The organism is Paramagnetospirillum caucaseum, assembly GCF_000342045.1.
GTDB lineage: Bacteria > Pseudomonadota > Alphaproteobacteria > Rhodospirillales > Magnetospirillaceae > Phaeospirillum > Phaeospirillum caucaseum.
The window spans coordinates 1-24,247 of record NZ_AONQ01000001.1; the positions used below are offsets into that span (position 1 = coordinate 1).

At 55.1% G+C, this 24,247-nt stretch carries 24 protein-coding genes; 11 read left to right on the top strand and 13 right to left on the bottom strand.

What is annotated here, in order from left to right:
* The coding region (locus tag H261_RS23695) for a DUF4113 domain-containing protein (protein WP_008612907.1) at positions 1 to 623 on the top strand (623 nt) is incomplete at its 5' end.
* A gap of 4 nt (positions 624 to 627) precedes the next feature.
* Here the strand turns inward: H261_RS23695 and H261_RS24610 are convergent.
* The gene (locus tag H261_RS24610; protein WP_152426597.1) at positions 628 to 1,143 is read right to left on the bottom strand and encodes a hypothetical protein; all 516 of its coding nucleotides are present in this window, start codon (positions 1,141 to 1,143) and stop codon (positions 628 to 630) included.
* Between the two features lie 11 nt (positions 1,144 to 1,154).
* Complete coding sequence (locus H261_RS23700) at positions 1,155 to 1,397, bottom strand: DUF4160 domain-containing protein (protein WP_008612912.1); 243 nt, start codon at positions 1,395 to 1,397, stop codon at positions 1,155 to 1,157.
* A gap of 213 nt (positions 1,398 to 1,610) precedes the next feature.
* On the opposite strand from H261_RS23700, the gene H261_RS00010 reads away from it, so the two are divergent.
* Positions 1,611 to 2,168, top strand: a complete 558-nt coding sequence (locus H261_RS00010) for a recombinase family protein (RefSeq protein ID WP_008612914.1) — start codon at positions 1,611 to 1,613, stop codon at positions 2,166 to 2,168.
* On the opposite strand, the gene H261_RS24615 is transcribed toward H261_RS00010, so the two are convergent.
* Positions 2,141 to 2,518: a hypothetical protein gene (locus H261_RS24615; protein WP_152426599.1), complete on the bottom strand. Its 378-nt coding sequence runs from the start codon at positions 2,516 to 2,518 to the stop codon at positions 2,141 to 2,143. The genes H261_RS00010 and H261_RS24615 overlap by 28 nt on opposite strands.
* A gap of 2,105 nt (positions 2,519 to 4,623) precedes the next feature.
* Between H261_RS24615 and H261_RS00020 the strand changes: the two genes are divergently transcribed.
* From H261_RS00020 to H261_RS00035, 4 genes are read left to right on the top strand one after another with little or no spacing between them, the layout of a single operon-like run.
* A complete protein-coding gene (locus H261_RS00020; protein ID WP_008612924.1) occupies positions 4,624 to 7,830 on the top strand; it encodes a helicase-related protein in 3,207 nt (1,068 codons plus the stop codon).
* Positions 7,827 to 8,615, top strand: coding sequence for a DUF4391 domain-containing protein (locus H261_RS00025; protein ID WP_008612925.1), 789 nt, complete (start codon positions 7,827 to 7,829; stop codon positions 8,613 to 8,615). Before H261_RS00020 ends, H261_RS00025 begins: the two co-directional genes overlap by 4 nt.
* 10 nt (positions 8,616 to 8,625) lie before the next feature.
* Positions 8,626 to 10,644 (top strand): site-specific DNA-methyltransferase, encoded by a 2,019-nt coding sequence (locus tag H261_RS00030; protein ID WP_040475516.1) that lies wholly within the window; start codon positions 8,626 to 8,628, stop codon positions 10,642 to 10,644.
* A gap of 7 nt (positions 10,645 to 10,651) precedes the next feature.
* Positions 10,652 to 13,684: a type III restriction-modification system endonuclease gene (locus tag H261_RS00035; RefSeq protein ID WP_008612927.1), complete on the top strand. Its 3,033-nt coding sequence runs from the start codon at positions 10,652 to 10,654 to the stop codon at positions 13,682 to 13,684.
* 54 nt (positions 13,685 to 13,738) lie between these two features.
* Here H261_RS00035 and H261_RS23125 read toward each other — a convergent pair whose 3' ends face one another.
* Complete coding sequence (locus tag H261_RS23125; RefSeq protein ID WP_161624990.1) at positions 13,739 to 14,206, bottom strand: tyrosine phosphatase family protein; 468 nt, start codon at positions 14,204 to 14,206, stop codon at positions 13,739 to 13,741.
* A 169-nt stretch (positions 14,207 to 14,375) separates the two neighbouring features.
* Between H261_RS23125 and H261_RS00045 the strand changes: the two genes are divergently transcribed.
* The 3 genes from H261_RS00045 to H261_RS24630 all read left to right on the top strand — a co-directional run bounded on the left by H261_RS00045 (position 14,376) and on the right by H261_RS24630 (position 15,622).
* A complete protein-coding gene (locus H261_RS00045; RefSeq protein WP_040475537.1) occupies positions 14,376 to 14,816 on the top strand; it encodes a DUF6641 family protein in 441 nt (146 codons plus the stop codon).
* Between the two features lie 104 nt (positions 14,817 to 14,920).
* The gene (locus H261_RS24625) at positions 14,921 to 15,376 is read left to right on the top strand and encodes a hypothetical protein (RefSeq protein ID WP_152426600.1); all 456 of its coding nucleotides are present in this window, start codon (positions 14,921 to 14,923) and stop codon (positions 15,374 to 15,376) included.
* Positions 15,377 to 15,412: 36 nt separating this feature from the next.
* A complete protein-coding gene (locus H261_RS24630) occupies positions 15,413 to 15,622 on the top strand; it encodes a hypothetical protein (protein ID WP_152426601.1) in 210 nt (69 codons plus the stop codon).
* On the opposite strand, the gene H261_RS00055 is transcribed toward H261_RS24630, so the two are convergent.
* From H261_RS00055 to H261_RS23705, 3 genes are all read right to left on the bottom strand, one after another.
* Positions 15,603 to 16,361: a hypothetical protein gene (locus H261_RS00055; RefSeq protein WP_008612952.1), complete on the bottom strand. Its 759-nt coding sequence runs from the start codon at positions 16,359 to 16,361 to the stop codon at positions 15,603 to 15,605. The two genes, H261_RS24630 and H261_RS00055, sit on opposite strands and share 20 nt — an antisense overlap.
* Before the next feature lie 22 nt (positions 16,362 to 16,383).
* Positions 16,384 to 16,704 carry a hypothetical protein gene (locus H261_RS00060; protein WP_008612953.1) on the bottom strand — a complete coding sequence of 107 codons (321 nt, stop codon included), beginning with the start codon at positions 16,702 to 16,704 and terminating at the stop codon, positions 16,384 to 16,386.
* Between the two features lie 66 nt (positions 16,705 to 16,770).
* On the bottom strand, positions 16,771 to 18,282 hold the full coding sequence (locus H261_RS23705; RefSeq protein WP_081608822.1) for a DUF5131 family protein: 1,512 nt from the start codon (positions 18,280 to 18,282) through the stop codon (positions 16,771 to 16,773).
* A 699-nt stretch (positions 18,283 to 18,981) separates the two neighbouring features.
* On the opposite strand from H261_RS23705, the gene H261_RS25280 reads away from it, so the two are divergent.
* Positions 18,982 to 19,155 carry a hypothetical protein gene (locus tag H261_RS25280; RefSeq protein WP_161624991.1) on the top strand — a complete coding sequence of 58 codons (174 nt, stop codon included), beginning with the start codon at positions 18,982 to 18,984 and terminating at the stop codon, positions 19,153 to 19,155.
* 19 nt (positions 19,156 to 19,174) lie between these two features.
* Positions 19,175 to 19,390: a helix-turn-helix transcriptional regulator gene (locus H261_RS26680; protein WP_081608823.1), complete on the top strand. Its 216-nt coding sequence runs from the start codon at positions 19,175 to 19,177 to the stop codon at positions 19,388 to 19,390.
* 194 nt (positions 19,391 to 19,584) lie between these two features.
* Here H261_RS26680 and H261_RS00070 read toward each other — a convergent pair whose 3' ends face one another.
* The 6 genes from H261_RS00070 to H261_RS25290 form a co-directional block, all read right to left on the bottom strand.
* Complete coding sequence (locus tag H261_RS00070; RefSeq protein ID WP_235062828.1) at positions 19,585 to 21,108, bottom strand: nitrite reductase; 1,524 nt, start codon at positions 21,106 to 21,108, stop codon at positions 19,585 to 19,587.
* Between the two features lie 110 nt (positions 21,109 to 21,218).
* On the bottom strand, positions 21,219 to 22,361 hold the full coding sequence (gene nirJ, locus H261_RS00075) for a heme d1 biosynthesis radical SAM protein NirJ (protein WP_008612956.1): 1,143 nt from the start codon (positions 22,359 to 22,361) through the stop codon (positions 21,219 to 21,221).
* Positions 22,362 to 22,370: 9 nt separating this feature from the next.
* A complete protein-coding gene (ahbB, locus tag H261_RS00080; RefSeq protein WP_008612957.1) occupies positions 22,371 to 22,850 on the bottom strand; it encodes a siroheme decarboxylase subunit beta in 480 nt (159 codons plus the stop codon).
* Positions 22,847 to 23,290 (bottom strand): Lrp/AsnC family transcriptional regulator, encoded by a 444-nt coding sequence (locus H261_RS00085; protein ID WP_008612958.1) that lies wholly within the window; start codon positions 23,288 to 23,290, stop codon positions 22,847 to 22,849. Before H261_RS00085 ends, ahbB (H261_RS00080) begins: the two co-directional genes overlap by 4 nt.
* A gap of 9 nt (positions 23,291 to 23,299) precedes the next feature.
* Positions 23,300 to 23,806: a siroheme decarboxylase subunit beta gene (ahbB, locus tag H261_RS25285; protein WP_008612959.1), complete on the bottom strand. Its 507-nt coding sequence runs from the start codon at positions 23,804 to 23,806 to the stop codon at positions 23,300 to 23,302.
* Entirely contained in the window at positions 23,797 to 24,246 is a 450-nt protein-coding gene (locus H261_RS25290; RefSeq protein WP_008612960.1) for an AsnC family transcriptional regulator, read from the bottom strand. Before H261_RS25290 ends, ahbB (H261_RS25285) begins: the two co-directional genes overlap by 10 nt.
* Position 24,247 lies beyond the last annotated feature (1 nt).

A 24,247-nucleotide genomic window follows, 5' to 3' on the forward strand; every position in this document is an offset into this window, starting at 1 on the left:
GCATCGGACATCGGACCGCAATGGAATTGCGGGGCATCTCGTGTTGGCCGCTGGAGCGAAATGTTCCGGACAAAAAATCCTGCTGCGTCTCCAGGGCGTTTGGCCAAGTGGTGACCGAGCTTTCAGCGGTTCGAGAAGCTGTGGCCAGTCATGCTGCCCGAGCAGCCCAGAAACTGCGCCGCGATGGACTGGTGGCCAGCCACATCACCGTGTTCCTGATGACAGACCGATTCGACAATGGCGACCGGGTTCTTCCTCGGTCTGATTACGAAAGTGCCGCGACCGCTGAATTAGGAGGTTGGACCGCTGATAGTCGGAGGTTGGTCGGGGCTGCTACAGCAGTCGTCGAGCGGCTATTCCGTCCAGGTCGTGATTACAAAAAAGCCGGTGTAATTCTGCCGTTCCTCGAACCGGATGCATGCGCTCCACGAGGGCTATTCGACCGGCCTGAACCGAAATCGAAGAACCTCATGGCGGCGTTGGATGCGATTCACGCCCAGTACGGTCGCCGTTCAATTCACTTCGCCGCTGAAGGCACAAAAAAAGCCTGGGAGATGAAGCAGGAATTACGGTCTCCGCGCTATACAACCTGCCTTTCGGATGTTCCGAATGTGCGGTGTTGAGCCGTCAAGCCGGTGTCGAATTTCCAGGCCGCCCAACAGACCTGGGATGATAATAGGCTTCGAAAAAAATGGGGTCGCGTTCCGTTGCCGAACAAGCAATCTGGACGGCCCGAGGAATTCTGGACTTCCCCCCTTTGTAGTTCAGCCAGGTGCTTTGACTCACGCCAAGCAGGTCGGCGGCCTCTTGATTGGACACCTTCATGCGGCGCTGCCATTCAGACAGTTCTCGGCTCTCAAACGGACGTTGCTGGTCACGGAGAGCTTCAAGATGAACGCTATCAATCGCCGCATTGCCATCCTCATCCCACTCGACCGACAGTCCGTATTCCGCCACAGCGGCCCGTGAAAAGAACGCGGTCTTGAGCAGCGGCGAAAGCAGAGTGCCCCCCGTGGAAATCCATCCCGAGAGGTCAACGGAATCGGTGTGCCCGTCTTCCCAGGTGACAACCAGAATTGTCTTCGGTGCGGTGGCCACGGAGGCAATGCGCGGAATCGGGCGGGTATCGGGAAACGCGGGCACTCGAACCTCCATCAAACAACCGGGTAACGCGGGTTGCACAAATTCCACTCGGAAATCAGCCGGTCACGGTTTGAATCTGCCCAACCGGAAATTTCGCCGAAAACATCGGCAGGAACAGACCCACGAAGAATCGCGACCGGGGAAATTCCGACCAAAGCCGAGAAATCAGGCGCAAGCACATGGAAGTGAGGCGGCAGGTGGTCGTTGCCATACACGCGGAGAATCACGTTTCCGAACTGCGTCAGTTTGCCCACATACACCTCATTCCGAGCCGGGGAAAACATACCACAAAAATTACACTGCCTGGGAGCAGTTTTTGCGCTGACATTTCGATGCGTCTCGATAGACCGAGGTTCATTGGGCCAGTTCGCCGAGGCCCCATTTCCGTCTCAATAGAGTGATAATTTGACTTTTGGGACGATTCTCTTTAAAGTCTTAGGTCTCATTGAGACGAGGCGGGATGAATTATGATTATCGGTTACGCCCGAACTTCGACCTTGGACCAAGTCGCCGGTATTGAGGCCCAGGTCCGCGACCTCACGGCAGCAGGTTGCGAAAAGATTTTTCAGGAGCAGGTCTCGTCGGTTGATGTCGCTCGTCGCGAACAGCTTGAACTGGCGCTCGAATTCACCCGTGAAGGGGACACCCTCGTGGTCACAAGGCTGGACCGGCTCGCGAGGTCCGTTTCCCATCTCCTGGGAATTATGGAGACCCTTCGAGGAAGGGGCGCTGAATTGCGAATTTTGGGAATGGGCATCGATACAGCGACGCCGACCGGCAAATTGATGCTGACGGTATTGAGCGGTGTCAGCGAATGGGAGAGGGAGATTATGCTTGAGAGACAGAGAATCGGGGTGGAGAAAGCAAAACGTGAGGGGAAGTACAAGGGCCGGAAGCCCTCCGCCATGCTCAAATCGGACGAAGTTCGACGGCTGAAGGCGGACGGACTTGGCGCAACTGAAATTGCAACCCGACTTGGAATTGGCCGCGCGTCGGTTTATCGCGTTCTTTCCGCCGACGCTTGAACTGGATTCGGTATTGTTTTGTTCTCAAGAAATGAAAATCGCATCATTGCTTTTTCAAGAATAGCCTTTTCCATTTCATCGCGAATGATTTTTAGCTCTTCAAGGCCCTCAGTCAGTGCCTCTGCTTCGTCTTCATTATCAGTTTCTGATAGCGCAATTTCCGTGTCTGCTTTGATTCTGTCTATTTGAATTCGAAACATACAAAGTGGGTAAATTCCTGGTTCTCGACCTCTCGATGTCGTGGAACTAAACCAAGATGGCTCCATGCCCCATAATCTACTAAATTCGCGCTGGCTATAGACAGCGCCCATTTCTAAAAACTCCGCATATAATTCTTTCAAATTCCTCATTCGAATCACCTTTGCAAATTGCTACCTGTGTAGCTATTTATCAAATGATTCAAATTTTCTGTTCGTTATTTATTTTTTAATTCATGGAATTTTTTCTCGATAAAATTAAGCATGACTGCCATCGCTTCGCTCGGCAGCGCATGCGTCGCTGTGAACGCCGTCGCTCGCATGCTCGCTCGGCTTATCTCGCGACCTATCGCTTTCGCTCCTGTACAAATTCATATTTTATAATATTAATATTTCCCCTGTATGGGCGCGAAGGGAATAGGTTTTATCCCCCCTGGAATATCTCAACATAATTAAATATTCCAAGGGGGATAATCTCTTCACTTCGGCATGGTATGCTTCGGTCAAGGTTCAATGTTCGGGCGGTTTTCAATGTTTGAAACAATGCAGGCGGTTATCCTGTACCTGCTTTAACCCGGATTAACTGTCTCCACGACAACAACGGTTCAGCAACAATTTAAACTGATTGGGTAAGTCTGTCTGTCCCACTCTTGCTCAATATGGCAAGCAGTGTTTGGTGTGGATTTCGTTCGGCCATGTCCAAAATAGTATTCATCGACAAGTTTGCTGCTGATGATGGTTGATAATTTCTAATCAGAGCCATCGTCATTTCTCCTACGCCGTCAGCGAGGGTGCCACTTTGTTTACAGTCGCGGCGGCAATCTCAAGGCATCCCATGGGGCTTGGATTTGCTTACAATTCGACTTGGTGGCGGTGCCCACCTCAACTACCCGTTATGCGTATAAAGTTAAATATATGCGTTGGTAGGCTTTAATAACAACAACACCGCTGTAATAATATTTAGTTCAATTTCCTAATTTTATATCTTTCCGCAATTTCTGCAAATAATTTCTCTAGCTCGTCCTTGAGCATTTCGGGGTGGTCATTGACGAGTTGAGCCATTAACTTGGCTCTCCAACTGTCACGCTTCGAAACAAAGTCTCTTCGTAAATTCAGGGGGCGGCGAAAGTGCATTCCTTGAATGAATTTTATTGATGCCATTGTTTTGCTCTTACCTTTGTAATTCATAAATATCCTCAAATAACAAAAACCCCCAAGGGTCGCACGCCTTGGGGGTTTTCACTTATTGTCCACTACTGGACGCCGAAAACACATTGAACTATTGTGCGACCTTGTTCATATCTATTTATCATTTTCTCTTAAATTCACGGCTAAATCAATTTAATTCTCGACTTTACGAAAATTCTGGTGTCGGAAAAATTGTCCAGCAAACGGACATTGTGGGGAGTGGCGGCGAGGTATGAGCCCGCCGCCACCATCGTTGATATCTTGTTATGGTTTTGAGTCTGAATTTTTCAGATAACTGCTTATGTTTTCGTCGGATGTGAAAAAATATGCGCCCTTCATTTCATTCATTAACGAATAAGATGTTGGCATATCCACCTCTATGGCGTTTTCAACCTCACCCCAGTATGTTCCATTCCACCATTCCTTCAACTTCGAACCTAACATTTGTCTTGATATGTACATAGCATCTCCTATTTGTTATTTTACAATGTTCTCGCGTGAGCGAATTTTCGTCAATTTAATTTTATGGCGACAGAGCTTAAGTCTGCCACCAATGGGAAAATCCCCACTTAGGACTGACGCAGTCTGATTTTGGTTGCAATATTTTCATCCAGAAACTCATCCCACATGATTCGTATCAGGTCGAAACCATACGCATCAATGTTGTCATTGATGAATGTCTTGAACCGTTGAATTATCGAATCATCAACGTCTTTATCTGTGAACATCTCAACCATATCCCGTGTTTTAAATTTGAAATTCATCTCGATTGGCATCTCCTTGCGTTGTTATCCGTGGCCAGAGTTACTCAAACTGCCCACACACGTATGGTCGCCGCCCGGTGCCGATTTTGGCAATTTAATTTAAAAATTGACATGCGGTTTTTCGGATTTAGCTGACGTAGCGTTGCAATTATGCAACATGCGATTAACCCTAGCGTGTACTTTTCCACGCGATACAATGTGTTCAGAATTTCAGAATTTCAGAATGAGGCCCCATTGACCTCCTTCGCTTTTTCACCATAGGCTTTTCGAGCCGATGGCCATGCTGGGCAACGGGAGGGTGGCGCATTGCGTCTCATTAAAAACAGCGGGAACGACCGCGTCATCGACGAACTGCGTCATTGCCTTCACTCGAAGTCCTCACTGGATATAGCATCCCCCGAGTTTTCCCTGTTTGCCTTCGCCGAGTTGATGGACCTTTTGGCGGGCGTCGAGCAGGCTCGGTTGGCCTTGCCCTCACCTGACCGCAACGACTGGGCAATGCTTGGCAACGAGTCGGACAGGGCGTTTCGCAATCGGCTGCAAATCCGCTGGCTCGCCAAGCAATGCGCTGACTGGGTGGCGACGAAGGCCGAAATCAAACAGGCCAGCAGTTCCATTCCGCAATCGACCATGGTTGTCCGTTCCGACGCAGGCGTCCCGAGTCGCGTCATCACGGGCACCAGTTCATTTTCCACCAGCGGACTGGGCCTTACGCCGAATCACCAACTCAGCCTCATCCAGGCGGCGGAAAATGCCGATGAATGTTCGCTGTTGGCCTCATGGTTCGACGGCCTATGGTCAAGTCTGCCTGTAACCGGGGATGCCAAGGTCAACCTGCTTGCGCGGTTGCATGAATTGTCGGCCCATCGGCGGCCTTCGCTCATCTACTACCTGACGCTTTTCCACCTGTTCAAAGACCTCGGCGACGAACTCGATGAGGAAAAAATCATCAAGTCGGCCACGGGCATCAAGAACAGCGTTGTCTGGCAGAAGCTCTACAAGTTCCAGCGGGACGGCGTTGTCGGGGCCATCGACAAACTGGAACGCCACGGCGGCTGCATCATCGCCGACAGTGTCGGCCTTGGCAAAACCTTCGAGGCCTTGGCCATCATCAAATATTACGAACTGCGAAACGACCGCGTGCTGGTGCTGGCACCGAAGCGGCTTCGCGACAACTGGACCATTTACAAGGCCAACGACCGCCGGAACGTACTCGCCGCCGACCGTCTGCACTACGACGTTCTGAATCACACCGACCTTTCTCGCGAGGGTGGCCAGTCCGGCGACATCAACCTGTCGCACATCAACTGGGGCAACTATGATTTGGTTGTCATCGACGAGTCGCACAATTTCCGAAACAAGATTACCCACCAGGGTAGGGAAAGCCGCTACGACCGCTTGATGCGTCAAATCATTCGCGAAGGTGTCAAGACCCGAGTGCTGATGCTCTCGGCCACTCCCGTCAACAATCGGCTCGCTGACCTCAAAAACCAGATTGCATTCCTCACCGAGGGAGCGGACGGGGCACTCGACGGCCATGGCATTCCCAGCATCGAGGCGACGGTTCGTCAGGCCCAATTGCAGTTCAATCGCTGGCTTCGCCTGGAGGAGGCCGACCGCAGACCGTCGCGGTTAATGGACATGCTCGGCTTCGACTATTTCAAGCTGCTCGACCTGCTGACCATTGCCCGCTCCCGGAAGCACATCGAAAAGTATTACGGCACCGCCGAGACAGGCACCTTTCCGACGCGCTTGAAGCCGCTCAACATCAAAGCTGATGTGGATTTGGCGGGCCAGTTTCCGGCCATCCGCGATATCAACAACGAGATTCGGCGGCTGAACCTGAGCCCCTATGCGCCGTTGCGGTATGTCCTGCCGCACAAAATGGCGGATTACGACGCCAAGTACAGCACCCGCATTCGCGGCGGCCAGAGTTTTTTCCGACAGGCTGACCGCGAGGAAAGCCTGGTGCATCTGATTCGCGTCAATCTGCTGAAACGCATGGAAAGTTCCGTGGCGTCGTTTGCCTTGACCTTGAAGCGGCAACTCGGCGGCGTCGATGCCTTGCTTGCCCGCATTGATGCTCACGAGGATTCTGTCGAGGAACTGGACATCGACGACGTGGAAATCGACGACCCCACCTATGAGTCGCTGCTGGTGGGCCGCAAGGTCAAGGTGCTGTTGCAGGACGTTGATAGGGTGCGTTGGCGTCAGGACTTGCAGGAGGACCGCAACCGCCTTGCGACGCTGCTCTCCGCCGCCGAGCAGATATCGGCAGAGCGGGATGCCAAATTGGCGGCGCTTCGTAAACTCATTGCCAACAAGGTCAGCCAGCCCATCAATGCGGAAAACAAGAAGGTCATCATCTTCACCGCTTTCGCCGACACGGCGATGTATCTGTATCAGGAACTGTCGGGCTGGGCGCAGAAGGAACTCGGCGTGCATTCGGCGGTGATTGTCGGGGCGGGCAGCAATAAGACCAATCAGCCCAAGTTGCGGACGGACCTTGCCTCCCTGCTGACGGCGTTTTCACCGCGCTCGAAGGAGCGGCCCGCCGAATTTTCCAGCGAGGGCGATATCGATTTGCTCATCGCCACCGACTGCATATCGGAAGGCCAGAACCTGCAAGACTGCGACTACCTCATCAACTACGACATTCACTGGAACCCCGTTCGCATCATTCAGCGGTTCGGACGAATCGACCGCATCGGCTCACCGAACGCCAGCATCCAGCTTGCCAATTTCTGGCCCAACATGGAGTTGGAGGAATACATCAATCTCGAACAGCGGGTGAGCGGCAAGATGGTCTTGCTCGATATCTCGGCCACGGGTGAGGAAAACCTCATCGAGCAGCAATCGGGCAATCAGATGAACGATTTGGAATACCGCCGCCAGCAACTCTTGAAGCTGCAAGACACAGTCATCGACCTCGAAGACCTGTCCAGCGGCGTCTCCATTGCCGACCTGACGCTGAACGATTTCCGCATCGACCTTGCGGGCCACTTGCGGGAACACCCAGGAATGCTCGACTCCCTGCCGCTGGGTTCGTTCGCCGTCACCACGGCGGCGGAATTGGGCGATGCGGCGATTCCTCCGGGTATGGTGTTTTGCCTGCGTGCCGTTGGCGAGGCGGGAACCAATATGGCCGAATCGGGCTATCCGCTGGCTCCACACTATCTGGTTCATGTCGGCGACGATGGCGCGGTGCTGTTGCCTTTCAACCAGCCAAAGCAGATTCTCGACCGTCTGAAAAAGCTCTGCATTGGGCGCGACATGCCCGACGCTTCGGCCTGTGCCAGATTCGACAGGGCCACACGCGACGGCAAGGACATGGGGCGCGCCCAAGGCCTGCTGGCCAAGGCCATCGCATCGGTTGTTGGCAAGAAGGAGGAGAAGGCGGTTGCCAGTCTCTTCACTGCTGGCGGAACCCACGCCCAAAAAGGGGAGTTTGCGGGCGGCAGTGATTTTGAGGTGGTGGCATGGCTCGCCATTTTGTCGGAGGCGGCTGCATGAGTTTTGCCGCATTCCTCGATGCACTGGCATTGCCTGCCGATGCCAAGGTCGAGCAGAGAGTTCCAAAGAAACTGCTGGTGGAGCAAGGGGCACCGACGGCGGCGGACAAGCGCCAAATTCAAGACGGCATCGACGAATTGCAATGGGTCGCGGCGCTGAAGCCGACAAACATCGGCGTCCCCATGTTCCGCGACGCTGACCGTGAATATCTTGAAATCGCCGTTTTGACGGCAGTCTTCCGCCAGAACGCCAAGGCGGCCCGATTGATTGAACTCATTCATCGGGCGATTCCCTACCCGGTCCTGCTGGTGTCGTCATTCCTCGATGCGGACAAGCGGTGTGTCAACGTGTCGGCGGCACACAAGCGGTTTGCCCAGAATGAAGCGGGCAAGTTCGTCATCGATGAAATCCTGACCACGAGCCCCATCGCCCAGGATGTGGTGACCACCGCGACCGCGCAGGCATTTCTCGGTTCGCTTGCGTTGTCCAGATTGCCAACCCGTGACCTTTTCGCTTTCTATCAAGGCTGGATGGATGGCATCGTCGGCCTCGCAGCATCCAGCATAACGGGCCGATTCTCCTTGCCTGAATCGCCCGAGCAAACGCGACAAATGAGAGAATCCATCGCCAGGAATTCACGTATCATCGACGAGCTATCCGCGCTACGGACGCAGGCGGTCAAAGAAAAACAGATGAACCGACTCGTTGAACTGAACATGAATATCAAACGGCTGGAATCTGAATTGGCCGCGAACCAATCCGCATTAAACGGAATACATTTGTGAGAGCCACGCTATGAAAAAAATCGACGCCAATGACCCAGCATCCCAGTCCGCAGACATTGTCACCGACAATTTGTCGCAACTGAAATCTCTGTTTCCCGAGGCGTTTGCCGAAGGAAAAGTCCAGTTTGACGTGCTCCGGCAGTTGCTGGGCGGCGCTGTCGATGAGGCGGACGAGAAATACGGCCTCAACTGGCACGGCAAGCGTCGGGCACGGCAAATCGCCTTGACGCCGAGCACTGGCACGTTGCGGCCTTGCCCTGATGAAAGCGTTGATTGGGACACCACACAGAATCTGATGATTGAGGGCGACAACCTCGAAGTGTTGAAGCTCTTGCAGAAAAGTTATGCGGGGAAGGTAAAACTCATTTACATCGACCCGCCTTACAACACGGGCAAGGACTTCGTTTATCCAGACAACTTTCAAGACAGCATTAGAAGCTATCTCGAAATAACAGGGCAGGTTGATGGTGGCAACAGACTAACGGCAAATACGGAGTCAAGTGGTCGTTTTCATACAGACTGGCTTAATATGATGTACCCGCGATTGAGGCTTGCCAGAAGCCTGTTACGTGAAGATGGTGCCATAATAATTTCTATTGATGAGAAGGAATTGCAGCATCTGAGATTGTTGGCGAACGAAATATTGGGCGAGGAAAACTTTGTTGCGACTGTCAGTGTTGTTTCTAATATGAAGGGTAGAAATGATAAAAAGCATATTGCTGCTTGTCATGAATATATCGTCATATACGCAAATCCAAAATTCATATCAAATGGACTACCTCTGACGGATGAACAAAAGGCTGCATTCAAGTTTACTGATGAGGACGGCTATAGATATGCGTTGAGAGACCTTCGTAAAAGAGGTGGCCCTGACCGTCGAGAGGATAGGCCAAAAATGTTCTTCCCAATTTACTGGGATGTAACATCCGATAAGTGTTCGATGGAAAGGGTTTCTGCCACAGATATTGAAATATATCCCTACCGGGGCGATGGAGCAGAAGGGCGTTGGCGATGGGGTAAAGAAAAAGTAATGAGTCATCTCGACTGGCTCAAAGCTAAGCGTTCTGAGCGCACAGGACGTCTTGATGTTGAGCATCGTGTTTATCTCGACCCCAGCAAATCTCTTGAATCTGAAGTTGATGATGACCTTGATGATGATGACGACGAAGAAGCAGTCGAGCGGACATCAAAGCCGAAATCAATTTGGATTGGGGGAGAGCTTTCCAGTGATAGTGGCAAGCGGTCTCTAAAGGAACTTTTACCCGGAACTGCGTTTGATTTTCCGAAATCGGTTGAACTTATTAGGACGTGTGTGCTTATCGCAACATCAAAAAATGATATAGTGTTGGATTTCTTTGCGGGTTCGGCCACAACGAGTCAATCGGTCATGGCACAAAATGCCATTGATGGACATAGCCGCCGATTTATCATGGTTCAGTTACCAGAGCTTCTTGATATTAAAGATAAAGACCAGAAAGCTGCCGCAGCATTTTGTGATTCTATTGGTCGCCCAAGAAACTTGTCAGAGATAACAAAAGAGCGAATGCGTCGGGCTGGAAAGAAAATTAAGGATGACAACCCTCTCTTCTCTGGCGATACAGGATTTAGAGCATTTAAACTTGATGCATCGAACATCCGTGCATGGAACCCAAACCCAGAAAATATTGTGTCGTCGCTGTTGGAGCACCATGAGCATTTGCTGGAAGATAGAACTGAGGCCGACGTAATCTATGAATTGCTGTTGAAGCTTGGCCTCGATTTGTGCGTTCCGATGGAATCACGGACGGTGGCTGGCAAGTCGGTCAAGGCCGTCGGCGACGGCGTGCTGATGCTGTGCTTGGCCGAAAAACTGGTAGCCACGGAAATCGAGGCGGTCGCGGCTGGTATCGTGTCATGGCACAAGGAGCTTGCCCCTGCGGGCGATTCAACCGTGGTGTTCCGCGACAGTGCATTTGACGGCGACGTTGCCAAGACCAACATGGCCGCCATCCTCGCCCAGAACGGCCTCGAAAACGTTCGCAGTCTGTGAGGCCGTGATGAAACTGCACTTTGAATCCAATCTGGATTACCAGCACGCGGCCATCGAGTCGGTGTGCGACCTGTTCCGTGGCCAGGAAATCTGCCGCACGGAGTTCACGGTTTCCAGCCAGAGCGAGCGGAAGGTTCTCGGCCAAGCCGACCTCCCCTTGGGCGGCAGTTTTTCGCAAGGCCAATTCGGCCTGGTTCAAAACGAGTTGGGCGTCGGCAACAGATTGACCCTGCTCGATGATGAACTGCTCGCCAACCTCAACGAGATTCAGCTTCGGAACGGCCTGCGTCCGTCGGCCTCGCTGGCCTCTGGTGACTTCACCGTCGAAATGGAAACGGGGACGGGTAAGACCTATGTCTATATCCGTAGCGTCTTCGAGTTGAACAAGCGATACGGCTTCACCAAGTTCGTGATTGTCGTGCCTTCAGTCGCCATCAAGGAAGGCGTCTACAAGACGCTGCAAATCACGGCGGAGCATTTCCGCAATCTCTATGCGGGCGTGCCGTTCGATTTTTTCCTGTACGACTCGTCGAAGTTGGGACAGGTCAGGAACTTCGCGACCAGCCAAAATATCCAGGTGATGGTTATCACCGTAGGTGCCATCAACAAGCAGGATGTGAACAACCTCTACAAGGACAGCGAGAAGACCGGCGGCGAGAAGCCGATTGACCTGATTCGCTCGACCTGTCCCATCATCATCGTCGATGAACCCCAGAGCGTTGATGGCGGCCTCGAAGGACGGGGCAAGGAAGCCCTGGACAAGATGAACCCGCTTTGCACCTTGCGGTATTCGGCCACCCATGCGGACAAGCATCATCAGGTCTATCGTCTCGACGCTGTGGATGCGTATGAGCGGAAACTGGTGAAGCAGATTGAGGTGGCTTCGGCGGCAGTCGATGGCGGCCACAACAAGGCCTATGTTCGGCTGGTGTCGGTCAGCAACAAGTCCAACAAAATCCGTGCTGTCCTCGAAGTCGATGTTCAGCGTGGAACGTCTGTGTCGCGTGACCAGATTACGGTCCAGGCCGGTTACGACCTGGAGCAATACACCAATCGCCCCATCTATTCGGGCTATCTGGTGGAGGACATCGGCTGCCGCAAGGGTGACGAGTACGTCCAACTCAGCAATCAGGAAGAACCGTTGCGTATCGGCGGGGCCATTGGTGGCGTCGATGAGGATGCTGTGAAGCGGCAGATGATTCGCCGCACCATCGAGGAGCACCTGGACAAGGAGCTTCGTTTCAACCCGCTTGGCATCAAGATTCTGTCGCTGTTTTTCATCGACGTGGTGGAGCATTACCGCCAATACGACAGCAACGGTGCGCCCGTGAAGGGCAAATACGCCGAGATGTTCGAGGCCGAATACAAGATTGCCGCCGCCAAGCCGAAATTCCGCACCCTGTTCCATGAAATCGACCTGACGCACGAGGCGTCGGACGTGCATGACGGCTACTTCTCCATCGACAAGAAAGGAAAATGGGCACAACCCGACCTTGATGCAGATGGAGAAATGAAGAATCAAACAAGCAGGGACAATGCGGAGCGGGCCTACAATCTCATCATGAAGGACAAGGAGAAGTTGCTCGGCTTTGAGACGAAGCTGAAGTTCATCTTTTCGCACTCGGCCTTGCGGGAGGGCTGGGATAATCCGAACGTGTTTCAGATTTGTGCGCTGCGTGAAATGGGAACCGAGCGGGAGCGGCGACAGACCATCGGTCGCGGCCTACGCCTGTGCGTCAATCAGAATGGGGAGCGGCAACGCGGATTTGAGGTCAATACGCTGACGGTCGTCGCGACAGAGAGCTACGAAGATTTTGCCTTCAACCTGCAAAAGGAAATCGAGGCCGATACGGGCATTCGCTTCGGCATCGTGGAGAAGCACCAGTTCGCAGCGATTGCCGCGCCCGACGCCAATGGCGAGGCCAAACCGCTGGGCGTGGCGAAATCCGAGGCCATCTGGACGTATCTGAAAGAGGCTGGAATGCTCGACGCCAAGGGCAAGGTCCAGGATGCCCTTCGCACGGCCTTGAAGGACAAGACGTTCACACTGCCCGAGGAGTTCGCTTCGCAAAAAGCCGAAGTCAGTGAATTGCTGAAAAAGCTGGCGGGCGGCCTCACGGTCAAGAACGCCGACGACCGCAAGCAAATCCAGACCCGCCAAGCCGTCGTGCAGAGTGCCGAGTTCAAGGCTCTCTGGGACAGAATCAAACACAAGACAACCTATCGGGTGCAGTTCGATAATGAGGCCTTGATTGCCGCCTGCGTTCAGGCGGTGAAAGATTTACCTGTGGTCATCAAAACCCGCCTGCAATGGCGTAAGGCTGATTTGGCCATTGGCAAGGGCGGTGTGGGCACCCACGAAACCTCATCGTCAGCCCCCATCATCCTCGAAGAGCAGGACATCGAGTTGCCCGACATCCTGACCGAGTTGCAGGACAGGACTCAACTGACGCGACGCAGTCTTGTCCGCATCCTGACCGACAGCGAACGGCTCGACGACTTCTTGAAAAATCCGCAGCAGTTCATTGACCTGGTTGCCGACTCCGTCAATCGGGCGAAGCGCATGGCCCTCGTTGATGGCATCAAGTATCAGCGCATCGGCGATGAGGCCTATTACGCACAGGAGCTTTTCAACCAGGAAGAACTGACGGGCTACCTGAAAAACATGCTGCCTGCGACCAAGGCCGTCTATGAATATGTGGTCTATGACTCTGGCGGCGTTGAGAAGGGTTTTGCCGAGGACCTGGAGAAGAACGACGCGGTGAAGGTCTATGCGAAGCTACCGGGATGGTTCCGTGTTCCGACGCCGCTGGGCACCTACAACCCTGATTGGGCGGTGCTTGTAGAAGTCGATGGCATGGAAAGGCTCTACTTCGTCGTGGAAACGAAGAGCAGTCTTTTCGCTGAGGATTTGCGCGACAAGGAGAGTGCAAAAATCAAATGCGGGAAGGCTCATTTTGAGGCTCTGGCCGTTGGTGAAAATCCCGCCACATATTTGGTAGCGAGAAACATCAACGACCTGATGGCAAAAGTGATGTAGTCCCGAGGTTCATCGTTTTTGGATGAATGGGCCGGTGCGGGAATGCGGCCCGCATCAACCGAGACAATGCAGCATGCGGCGGTTGGCCCCCAGACGGCGGTCGCCGAATTCCACCAACATGCGATTTGGCTGCGCCTGCGGTCGTAGCCTTTTGATGTGTTCGAAGGCTTGAAATTCTTGCCCTGGCCGATGCTGACAGGCCAGCAGATATGCTGCCGCCGTACTCCGACTGATACCGGCCCAACAATGGGTCAGCACCCTGGCCCCCTTCGTCAGTGTCTTGCCGAATTCCAGGATGGCCTCGGCGTGGGTGGGAGATGGGCACCCCGCGTACTCCAACAGCGCTGAATTCGAAGACGTAACGGTCATTCCATGGGCATCCCAAAAGTCCAATTTAAGGACATTCATGGAGACCGAGAATTCAGGACGGTCATCGCCAGGGTCAAGAATTGAAACGACATGGGTAGGAGCGAACTCCTCCAGCATTTCGGGCAGTTCATTGAGCCCGCAGATGGCGAGCATGAAGGGCAGATTCCACAATTTCTTGGAATTCGTAGTCATCCCCGGACATTACCAAATTCATACCGCAAAACCAACGCCATCCTTTCTGAAAAATCTGAATAAAATTGATAGTTACTTAATGCTGTGAGTCTTGCTATAGTATAAAAATAATATGCCTCAGGAGGCAAGAATGCTTAATCTCAAACTGTCCGACATCAAGCGGCCTCTTGTGGCCGAAACCCGTAAAAAGTCTACTCGCGATGTTGTCGCTGATGCCATTTTGCATCAAATTTCATTGCTCAAAAATCCGGAATACGTCATTGAGCGGACTCGCTACACCAAAGACGACCAGGGCACCTATGGCCGCAAGGTCGTTGCTCTTCCGCCGAAGCCGTGGTGGTGGCAGGCCGTCGATGGCACCATGATGGTCCAGGTCAAGTACGGTTCCTCCACCATCGTGGAACTTGAGGCCGGTAAGCCGACCATCATCGCCGGGAAAAGCACCAAGGACGTGGAGGTGGCGCTGACCCAGGTCGCCGAAGCGGTGAAGGCGGGAAAGCTGGATGCCCAAATTGAGACCGCCAAAGCCCGCGCAAAGGACAAGCGCAAGCCCAGGAACAAGGCCAATTAGGCCTTATGGGGCGGGATGGATGTTACCTCCCGCCCCATCCCTGGCTTCGCATTGAAGGAATATCACCAATTGTTTTCCATAAATATTTTTGCTATCGCTGCAATATGAATATATTTATCGATTTAGATGGCGTGGTTTTTCGAAATCCCAACAATAATGTTTGGGGTGGTGAGTGCGAGATTTCACCACACGCCTTGGAGTTTCTTCAATTCTCTGTACTGAATTTTAACTGCTTCTGGCTTACGGCCAGAGATAGGTCTGGTAACATTAAGAATATTGAAGCTGCATTCAAGATGGCGTTGAAAGTCGAAATTATTCCTGGTGAGTTGGCCTCCTTGATTCAAGATATTCGGCCAGTTTACTGGAGCGGTACGAAAACCACCGCCATTGACCTGGAATCTGACTTCTATTGGCTCGACGATAACCCCCATCCTGACGACCTGTTGAGGCTCGAATCTGCTGGACGGCTCGACCGGTGGGTTGAGGTTAACACCGAGGTTAATTTTGATGATTTGCTCAGGGTCATGGTGCTGCTGGAGCCTCTGTCCTTCAAACGGTGATAAATACTCGGTGAATTTACATCCGAGGAGCAACGCATGCGACTGCATCAATTTAGCCCGTCATCATTCCCTTCTACGCCAGCAAAATCGCCAGACATCTCGAATGGCGATGATGAAGGGGCTCAGGTTCTTGACGATATCAAGGCCATGGCCGCCCGCTTGAACCGGTTTCTCGATGATGCCTTTGGCAGCATTGAGGCATTTAACCGCCGCCCGAAGCGACCAGCTAAAGCAGACGAACGCTGAGAATTTGATAGGCTTGGTCGGTCGCCGTCCAGCCCGTCTCGACACGCCTGGACCAATGAGCCAAGCTTGATGAGCCTGTTTCCGCCCCAGGGGCTCCGCATGTACAAAATCCGATTGGGGATTGCGGTGAGGCATTCTCCAGGTCGTAGACCAGTTCGTTCATTTCATCGTCCGTCATGGATTTGGATGCCCGTGCAGCCAGTTCGCGGCTGGCGACGTGCAGGACCGTGTATTCCGCCTCCCTCTGGCATGACCGACAGGGTGTTCGGGAAATGACCTCCACGACCCCGTAATCGGATTCTGGAGCCACGCTGACCGCGTCCTTGGCGGTGATGGTCATGTCGGTCCTCGTCGCATCCTCGGCGCAGAGGGCGACTTGCATAATCCGCCCAAAAGAATCGACCATGGTCAGGGGAGAGCCGATTTCGGTCGTGATGTTGGTGATTGCTCCGGTCAGGTGGCCGAATAGCCCAAAAGTTCCATCCAGTAAGCGGGTGCGGGCTTCATTGAAGTCGGTAGCCGCCATGGAGATGCTGCCCTGGGCGGCCACGGATACATTGCCGTTTGAATAGTGCCGCAGAATCTCGATGGTCGCGCCATCGACGACTTTGCCCTCGAATTTGAGGCCCAGTCTGGAGCCACGGTCGATGGGATGTTTGGCGGCCTCCCCAACAAGGCGGAACGGTATGACGAACGTGGATAGGCTGCTGCGTTGATGGGCGGGATTTTGGTAATTCATGGAGACCTCCTTATAGAGGTATTTATCCTGCTACGCTCGCAGCCTGTACCGAACGCTCTTTGAGAATTCCTGCCTCGATTCCGGCGGCGAGTACCGTATCACCGAGAGCGTTTCTGACCTCGTCGGGCAGAACAACGAGTGGTCGCTTCTGGCGGTCAACCGGAAGCCGAACAGCCGTCCCATTAGAGTCGGCTTCGACTCGCACCGAGTTGATGATGATTTCGATACCGGCGATTTCGATGACAACATCGGCAAGGGCGAGCAGCCGACCACAGCCACTCACGGGAGTGATGGCAATGCACTCGCACCTGATGGCGATGCTCTCTTCGTCCGATTCGCTCATGTTGCCCCTGCACGACCGTGATTGTAGGCTTCACAGCTATAAGGCCGCTGTGATGACCACAAACTGCTACTCTTCGTCTGTGGCCTTAACTCGGCGCTTAATTGAGACGGCAATTAATTTACCCCCCATCTTAAACCCTCCCTTGAGTAACATCATGATTATATCATCCTTGTTTTCGAGCCAAAAACACGGTTCCAGCTTAAGATACCTCGAATCATCACTATCCGCAGTCGTAACCGAATACAGTCCCTTTACACTCTCCTCCAATACCGCCTTAACCTCATGCGGGTTTACATGCTCGCTCCATTCCAGTTGGACCCATTTCTTTTTTTGTATTTTCGGAGAACCCTTAATATAACCTTTAACCAGATTAATTTGGTCAAAATAATACCGTCTTTTGGCGATATCATTTTCCTCCCGCATCAGAAATACTAATTTATCAATTACCGCGTGGCACCGGGCGGCATTGAACCAATTGACATGATTAGTAATCGGGTAATCATGTCCAAACCAATTACTATCAATGACAGAGGCTGGTACATGCACCATCTTACTGGCCATATCCTTTATTATATAACATCCATTTACAGCCTCGCCATATGGGCCTGTAGTGGTGGTGATTACCTCTACCGCTGGCTCTGGCTCGGGGCTATGGATAATCAATATAGGCCCTACAGTGGGAGCGGATACGATGGGGTTGGATTGCGCTTTGCGCGCACGCATCGTCACCCACGCCTTGTGGGCGGCTGCAACCCTCTTGGGGTCTTTTCCCCCGCCCGGTGGGGATGTAGGGGGGACAGGAGCTATAGGCCCCTGTAGGCCCGGCAATTGATGCCACTCCACACCATCAATGGTGGGGGGATACTCAACATCCTTCTTGGGGTGCGCCGCACTCCACTGCTTCATAAAAAACGGCACCCCATACTTTTGGCATTGGCGCAGGATGGCCTCGGCCCACTCCCGTTGCATCGGGCGGTGTTTGGCCCCCGATTCACCCCCCACAATGACCCATTGCAGTGTGCCATCAGCCAGCCATGGGGTTAGGTCCACCGGCTCTAATAGCGGCTCGACCGATACAAATCTAACGGCGGCTTTGACCCGCCGCAAATCGTCAAGTCTATGATATGACTTAGGGGTGCCACAAGTAGTACCCATCCAAACATTGGCGGGCACATCTAATGTTTGACTCATATCGGCCATTCGGTCAGACCGTTTTGAGCAAATCAAAAAATTTGTGCCTTTGTTATTTGACTTAATGGCGTCAAATAACTGTATTATAGTGCCATCGTCAACCCCGGAATGGAATGTATCAGACATTGAGTTCACGAATAGGCGGTCAGACCTAACAGTTTTAATCTTATCAATCTCTTTATCGACAATTCCAATTTTTCCGGTGGGGTGGACAACACCATTAACCTTATGTGTCGTCCCCGCATATCCTGGGGTGCCCATGGCTTGATGCCGATGCGCCCAGTTAGTCATATAGCAATTTGCACATTCTGGGCCAATTTTTGAGCAGCCCTTAAACGGATTACTTGTGCCTGTGGCCCATGCTATCCCTGTCGTCATGTTTACCATAATGATGCCCTCTCATTTAAAACAACTCACAAATGGCATCACTACTTTGCTCGGATTTTCCCATTGTTTTGTGGTACTTATTAATAAGCGTGAGCGCTATGTGATGCCTGCTCATATATATTCTTGATATCCATACCGCCATTTGTCCACATTATTTTTGTAGTATAGATTTTGCCAGAATGAGTAATGAAAATCATTACTGCTATTCTTACATGGTTATCACCCGATAACCATGTATAGATTGAACTCACAACATACCTCATACATATACGCATATGCCCTATGGCAGTACCTGTTTTGTTCCATCTGGGCCGATAGTTATGTATAGTTTGACCCTTGATGTATAACCCTCCAACCACCACGGCGCGGACCAGTAACGGATTCATCTACCGTCCAGTATTGGCCCTTTACGGTCCCGTATATCCGCCCACCCATCCCAGGACCAGCCATCATTACCTATTTTTTGGAGTAATGCAGGTTTTTGCAAAATTCGCCTTTACCATTGCCCATAATAAAGACGAATTATGTAATTAATAAGCACCGTAACCAATACGCTATCGGTCAAAGACGCCTTAAAACAATACGTTAAAATCACTCTATACTACACTTTGTACTGTCAATACTTCATTTTGTCAAAATTGACCGGCGCGAAATATTATGGCAACCTCTGCCCATCGACAACACCAGGGGTAATTAACCATGACTACCTATCAGGATATGCGCCAAAATCTGACCGACAACATGTCGCTTGAGGACGTTAAGGCGTACGCACTTAACTACCTCGACATAATCGAGCAAGTTTTTGCAATCCTCGCCGACACCACCGCCCGTAACCGGGCTGCATTGGACGAATATAACGAGGCCATGACCTAACCTAATATCGGGGATAGCCATGGACAAGGTTTGGCTCACCAGTAAGGAGGCGGCTGCATATACGGGGGTGGCCGTAGGCACCTTATATAACCGTCACACGCTAGGCCAGCCCCCCAAGGCCCAAAAAATTGGCAACCGACTCCGGTACCATGTCAGCGAGTTGGACCGGTGGATAACCTCCAACGATAACCACCCACCCCCACCAGCAAAACGAGGGCGAAAACCGATATATTAGCACTCGTTAAAACACCCCGCCTTGAGCGGGGTTTTTTATGGCTTCGTTCTAATTAAGTTCACGAATTCCGGTAACCATGCGGTAACTCAAAATCGTGAAAGTGCATGATAACTCATGAAAGCGAGTGAAGATAACTCTACCGTGTGTTGCAATAGCATTTTATCAAGCTATTGATTTATATGGTATTTTTTGCCTCAGTGGCTGGTTCCGCTAGAATAGTTGATTTTATTGAAGACGTTGTACTTGCCCACCGGCCGCTTCATGGGCATGCGGGCGACCACCTCGAAGCGCTCGGCGTCGAAGACGATCAGTTCGCCGTCGGCCTCCATCACCGAGATCAGCACATGCTTGCCCGAGCGGTCGAACTCGGCATGCGCCGTGGTGCGGCCCGGCGCCGGGCGCAGCGTCCTGGCGATCTCCATGGCATTGAGATCGATGATCTGGATGGCGTCCTTCTCCTTGCCCATGGAGACGTCGATCCAGGCATAGCCGGTGTTTTCGTGGCTGCGCATGAAGAAGCCGGGACCCAGCGTCGGGATGCGCTTGACCGTCTTCCAGGTCTCCATGTCGATGATGCTGATCACCGCCTCCTTCAGGTGCGGCGTCGCCATGTAGTCGCGGCCGTCCTTCCTGAAGATGATGCCCGAGCCCAGATGCGGCATGCCGGGCAGATCGATCTCGGCGATCTTGCGCTTGATGTCCAGATCGACCACCAGCCCCTTCTTGCCGTCGCGCGACGCCCCCATCACCCGCTCGTAGGTGCGGTCGAAGAAGAAGTCGTCCAGGTAGTCGGGGGTGCGGATGCGGATGGCCTGGAAGCGGCCGCCGGGGCTGATGCCTTCCTCCAGGCCCTTCTCGTAGGAATGGACGAAGCCGTTCATCACCGGCCCGGCGTCGTCGGCGTAGGGAATCTCCCAGACCTCCAGGATATCCTTCAGCGCCACCACGAAACTGGACCTGGGCGGCGCGGTATAGACCGCCGAAACCCGCGAGGTGGCCTTCTCGTCGCCCACCACCGGAATCACCTGGAGCGGCGACAGGTCGCGGGCGTCCAGCGCCACCAGGGTGTGGGGCAGCATGTTGCCGACCATCAGGAAGCGCCCGTCGTGGGAGACGGCGACGTTGCGGGTGTTCACCCCGGCCCGGATCTCGGCGACGATCTGCAGGGTATAGAGGTCGTACTTGGTGATCCAGCCGTCGCGCGACGCCAGATAGACGAAGCGGCCGTCGGGCGAATACTTGGCGCCGCCGTGCAGGGCGAAGCGGCTGGCGAAGCGGGCCAGCGGCTTGAACGAATCGCCGTCCAGGATGGTGACGTGATGGTCGCCGGTCTCCACCACCGTGAACAGGTTCAAGGGGTCGGTGGTCCATTGCGGCCGGGCCGGCAGGCCGGCGGGATCGACGCTGACCACGTGCGACGCCTTGATCTCCGCCATGCCCCAGGACGGCACCGCCGCCAGCGGGGTGTAGACGTATTCGGCCAGCACCTTGATCTGCTCCGGCGACAGCTTGTCGGCATGGCCGGGCATCTGGGTGGCGTCGCGCCCCTGGGCGATGACCTTCTCGGCCTCGGCCTTCCTGAGACGGCCGAGATTCTCGGGCAGCAGGGCCGGGCCGATGGCGCCCAGACGGTCGCCACCGTGGCAGGCGGCGCAATGCTCGGCGTAGAGACGGGTGGCATCTTCGGCCGCCAGGGTGGGGGCGGCGAGAATTGTCATCCCGACGACCATCGGAAGGAGGGATCCCATCCTGGCGCGCCTAAGCAAAGCTCGCACGACGGAGCAGGCGGAGATCCCTCGCTGCGCTCGGGATGACAGGTCGGAAATGCTCATGCCAGTCCGATCTCCTCGTCGCTCAAGTAGCATCCCGGGTCTTCCGCCCAGGCGTTGCCGGTGACCCGCTGGGCCCGCACCCGGGTGTTGCCGTTACACATGTCGAGATGGGCGCAGGCCTTGCAGCGCCCCTCCACCGGCCGGGGCCGCGCCTTCAGCCCGGCCATCAGCGCGTCCGAGGTATCGGGCCAGATGGCGGAGAACTGCCGGTCGCGCACGTTGCCCAGATTGTGGTTCCACCACATGGTGTCAGGGTGGACCTCGCCCAGATTGTCGATATTGGCGACGTTGATGCCCGACGCGTTGCCGCCCCACTGCACCAGCTTGGCGGCGATGTGTCCGGCCTTGTCCGGGTGGTTGCGCCGGACCCAGGACAGGAAATAGGGACCGTCGGCGTCGTTGTTGCCGCTGACGAACTCCCGCTCGCGCCCGGCCGAGGCATGAGCCCAGGCGGTGTCGAACAGATAGTCCATGGCGTTGCGCGTCACCTGGATGGTGGCGTCGTCCAGACGGTTCTTGTTGCCGCGCCCGGCGTAGTTCAGGTGCGAGAAGTAGAACTTGGCCACCCCCTCGCTCTCCATCAGGTCAACCACCTGGGGCAGTTCGGCGGCGTTGTCCATGGTCATGGTGAAGCGCAGGCCGACCTTGACGCCCCTCTTCACGCAACGGCGGATGCCGCCCATGGATTCGGCGAAGGCCCCCTGGCGCGCCCGGAAGCGGTCATGGGTGGCATCGATGCCGTCGATGCTGATGCCGACGTAATTGAAGCCGATCTCGGCGATACGGTCGGCGACCCTGTCGTCGATCAGGGTGCCGTTGGAGGACAGCGCGGTATAGAACCCCATCTCCTTGGCGCGGATGGCGATGTCGAAGATGTCGGGACGCAGCAGGGGCTCGCCGCCCGACAGGATCAGCACCGGCACGCGGAAGGACTTCAGATCCCGCATCACGCCGAACACCTCGTCGGTGGACAATTCGCCGGCGAAATCCTTGTCGGCCGAGATGGAATAGCAGTGCTTGCAGGTCAGGTTGCAGCGGCGGATCAGGTTCCAGATGACCACCGGTCCCGGCGGATCGCGGCGCGGCCCCACGGCGGACGGGGCGACAAGCTCGTGCATGAACTGGGAAACGCGGAACAAGGCGAACTCCTACAGACGAAGGCCCGTCTTCTTGAGGATGCGCGACGAGAACAGCACCAGATGGCCGCGCGACAGCGGCCCCAGCGCATCGGCGACGCGCTGGACCAGGGCATCGGCATCGGCCTTTTCCTTGGCGTGGATCATGGCGAACAGGGAATAGGGCCAGTCGGGCAGATGGCGCGGCCGGTGATAGCAATGGCTGACGAACTCCAGCTCGCCCACCCGCCGCCCGGCCTCGGCAATATCCTGGTCGGCCACGTCCCACACGGTCATGCCGTTGAACTTGTAGCCCAGCGCGTAATGATTGGGCACCACCCCGATGCGGCGGATGACGCCCTCGTGCAGCATGCGCTCCATGCGGTTCATCACGTCCTCGGCGGAGGTGCCCACCTGGCGCGCCACCTCGTGATAGGGCTTGTCCACCAGCGGCAGCCCGTCCTGGGTGGCGACCACGATGGCGCGGTCGATGGGATCGAGGGGGGTGGTCATGCCTCAAACCTCAGTCCCACGTAGAACTCCTGGATCTTCGGCATATCGTGAACTTCGACCCCGGTCCTGGCCTCGATCTCGGCCAGCACCTCGGCCTTGCGGCCCGGCTTTTCCGTGGCGACCACGAACCACATGTTCAGCGCGTGCTCGCGGGCGTAATTGTGCGCCACCTCGGGGTAGGAATTGACCAGTTCGGCCACCTCGTCGAAGCGCTCGGCCGGCACCTTCATGGCCGACAGGGTCAGTTCGCCCCCCATCCTCTCGGCGTGCCACATGGGGCCGAAGCGCGAGATGATGCCGTCTTCCTTCAGCTTGCGGATACGGGCCATCAACTGCGTCCCGGTCAGGCCCAAGGGTTCGGCGATGGCCCCGAACGGCTGGTCGCAGATGGGGAAGCCACCCTGCAGGGAATTGATGATGGCGCGGTCGATGTCGTCCATGGCCCGCTCCTATTCCGCCGCCGCCGCCCGGGGGATGGGGCGGCCGTAGCGCGCCCCGGTCTGCTTGAACCGCCGGGTGGAAAACAGCACCGCATGGGGATAGGCGCCCAGGTCGAAGCGCCGCACCAGCCCCGCCACGATCTCCTCCACCGCCGCCCGGTCGCGGCCGTGGATCATGCAGAACAGGTTGTAGGGCCAGTCGGGCAGGCGGGGCGGCCGGCGATAGCACAAGGTCACCTCGGGCGCGTCGCCGAGGCGGCGGCCCACCTCGCTGACCACCGCGTCGGGGATGCTCCACACCGACATGGCGTTGGCCTTGAAGCCCAACTCGTGGTGGCGGACGATGATGCCGAAGCGGCGGATGACGCCTCCGTCGCGCATGGCCTGGATGCGTCCGATCACCTCGGCCTCGTCCATGCCCAGTTGCGCCCCCACCGCCCGGTAGGGATGGGAAACCAGGGGCAGGCCCTCGGCCAGGGCCGAAACCAGGGCGTGATCGCGGTCGCTCAGCTCCATTTGAGGTCGAATCCCAGGTCGATGTGAAAATGCTCGAGCAGCGGCAGGTCGAGGACCTCGATCCCGGCGCTTTGGGAAATCTCGGCCAGCACCTCGGCCACCCGCGCCTTGGACGGCGCGGTCACCACGAACCACAGGTTCAGGCGGTGCTCGCGCTGGTAATTGTGGTTGACCTCGGGGAAGGCGTTGACCAGATCGGCCACCTCTTCCAGGCGGTGGTCCGGCACCGCCATGGCCGCCAGGGTCGAGCCGCCCACCGTGTGGGGACGGAACACCGCGCCGACCCGGCTGACGGAGCCGCCGCGGGTCAGGCGCGCCAACCGGTCCATCACCTCGTCCTCGTCCAGCCCCAGACGCTCGCCCAGCACGGCATAGGGCCGGGATTCCAGCGGGAAGTCCTGCTGGAACTCGTTCAGTAGCCTCTGGTCGAGGTGATCCATG

Bases quoted from the DNA above. Each gene is read 5' to 3' on its own strand.
- H261_RS00010 (WP_008612914.1), top strand. From the start codon at position 1,611: ATGATTATCGGTTACGCCCGAACTTCGACCTTGGACCAAGTCGCCGGT.
- H261_RS24615 (WP_152426599.1), bottom strand. From the start codon at position 2,518: ATGAGGAATTTGAAAGAATTATATGCGGAGTTTTTAGAAATGGGCGCT.
- H261_RS00025 (WP_008612925.1), top strand. From the start codon at position 7,827: ATGAGTTTTGCCGCATTCCTCGATGCACTGGCATTGCCTGCCGATGCC.
- H261_RS00030 (WP_040475516.1), top strand. From the start codon at position 8,626: ATGAAAAAAATCGACGCCAATGACCCAGCATCCCAGTCCGCAGACATT.
- H261_RS00035 (WP_008612927.1), top strand. From the start codon at position 10,652: ATGAAACTGCACTTTGAATCCAATCTGGATTACCAGCACGCGGCCATC.
- H261_RS23125 (WP_161624990.1), bottom strand. From the start codon at position 14,206: ATGCTCGCCATCTGCGGGCTCAATGAACTGCCCGAAATGCTGGAGGAG.
- H261_RS00045 (WP_040475537.1), top strand. From the start codon at position 14,376: ATGCTTAATCTCAAACTGTCCGACATCAAGCGGCCTCTTGTGGCCGAA.
- H261_RS24625 (WP_152426600.1), top strand. From the start codon at position 14,921: ATGAATATATTTATCGATTTAGATGGCGTGGTTTTTCGAAATCCCAAC.
- H261_RS24630 (WP_152426601.1), top strand. From the start codon at position 15,413: ATGCGACTGCATCAATTTAGCCCGTCATCATTCCCTTCTACGCCAGCA.
- H261_RS00055 (WP_008612952.1), bottom strand. From the start codon at position 16,361: ATGAATTACCAAAATCCCGCCCATCAACGCAGCAGCCTATCCACGTTC.
- H261_RS00060 (WP_008612953.1), bottom strand. From the start codon at position 16,704: ATGAGCGAATCGGACGAAGAGAGCATCGCCATCAGGTGCGAGTGCATT.
- H261_RS23705 (WP_081608822.1), bottom strand. From the start codon at position 18,282: ATGGTAAACATGACGACAGGGATAGCATGGGCCACAGGCACAAGTAAT.
- H261_RS25280 (WP_161624991.1), top strand. From the start codon at position 18,982: ATGACTACCTATCAGGATATGCGCCAAAATCTGACCGACAACATGTCG.
- H261_RS26680 (WP_081608823.1), top strand. From the start codon at position 19,175: ATGGACAAGGTTTGGCTCACCAGTAAGGAGGCGGCTGCATATACGGGG.
- H261_RS00070 (WP_235062828.1), bottom strand. From the start codon at position 21,108: ATGACAATTCTCGCCGCCCCCACCCTGGCGGCCGAAGATGCCACCCGT.
- ahbB (WP_008612957.1), bottom strand. From the start codon at position 22,850: ATGACCACCCCCCTCGATCCCATCGACCGCGCCATCGTGGTCGCCACC.
- H261_RS00085 (WP_008612958.1), bottom strand. From the start codon at position 23,290: ATGGACGACATCGACCGCGCCATCATCAATTCCCTGCAGGGTGGCTTC.
- ahbB (WP_008612959.1), bottom strand. From the start codon at position 23,806: ATGGAGCTGAGCGACCGCGATCACGCCCTGGTTTCGGCCCTGGCCGAG.
- H261_RS25290 (WP_008612960.1), bottom strand. From the start codon at position 24,246: ATGGATCACCTCGACCAGAGGCTACTGAACGAGTTCCAGCAGGACTTC.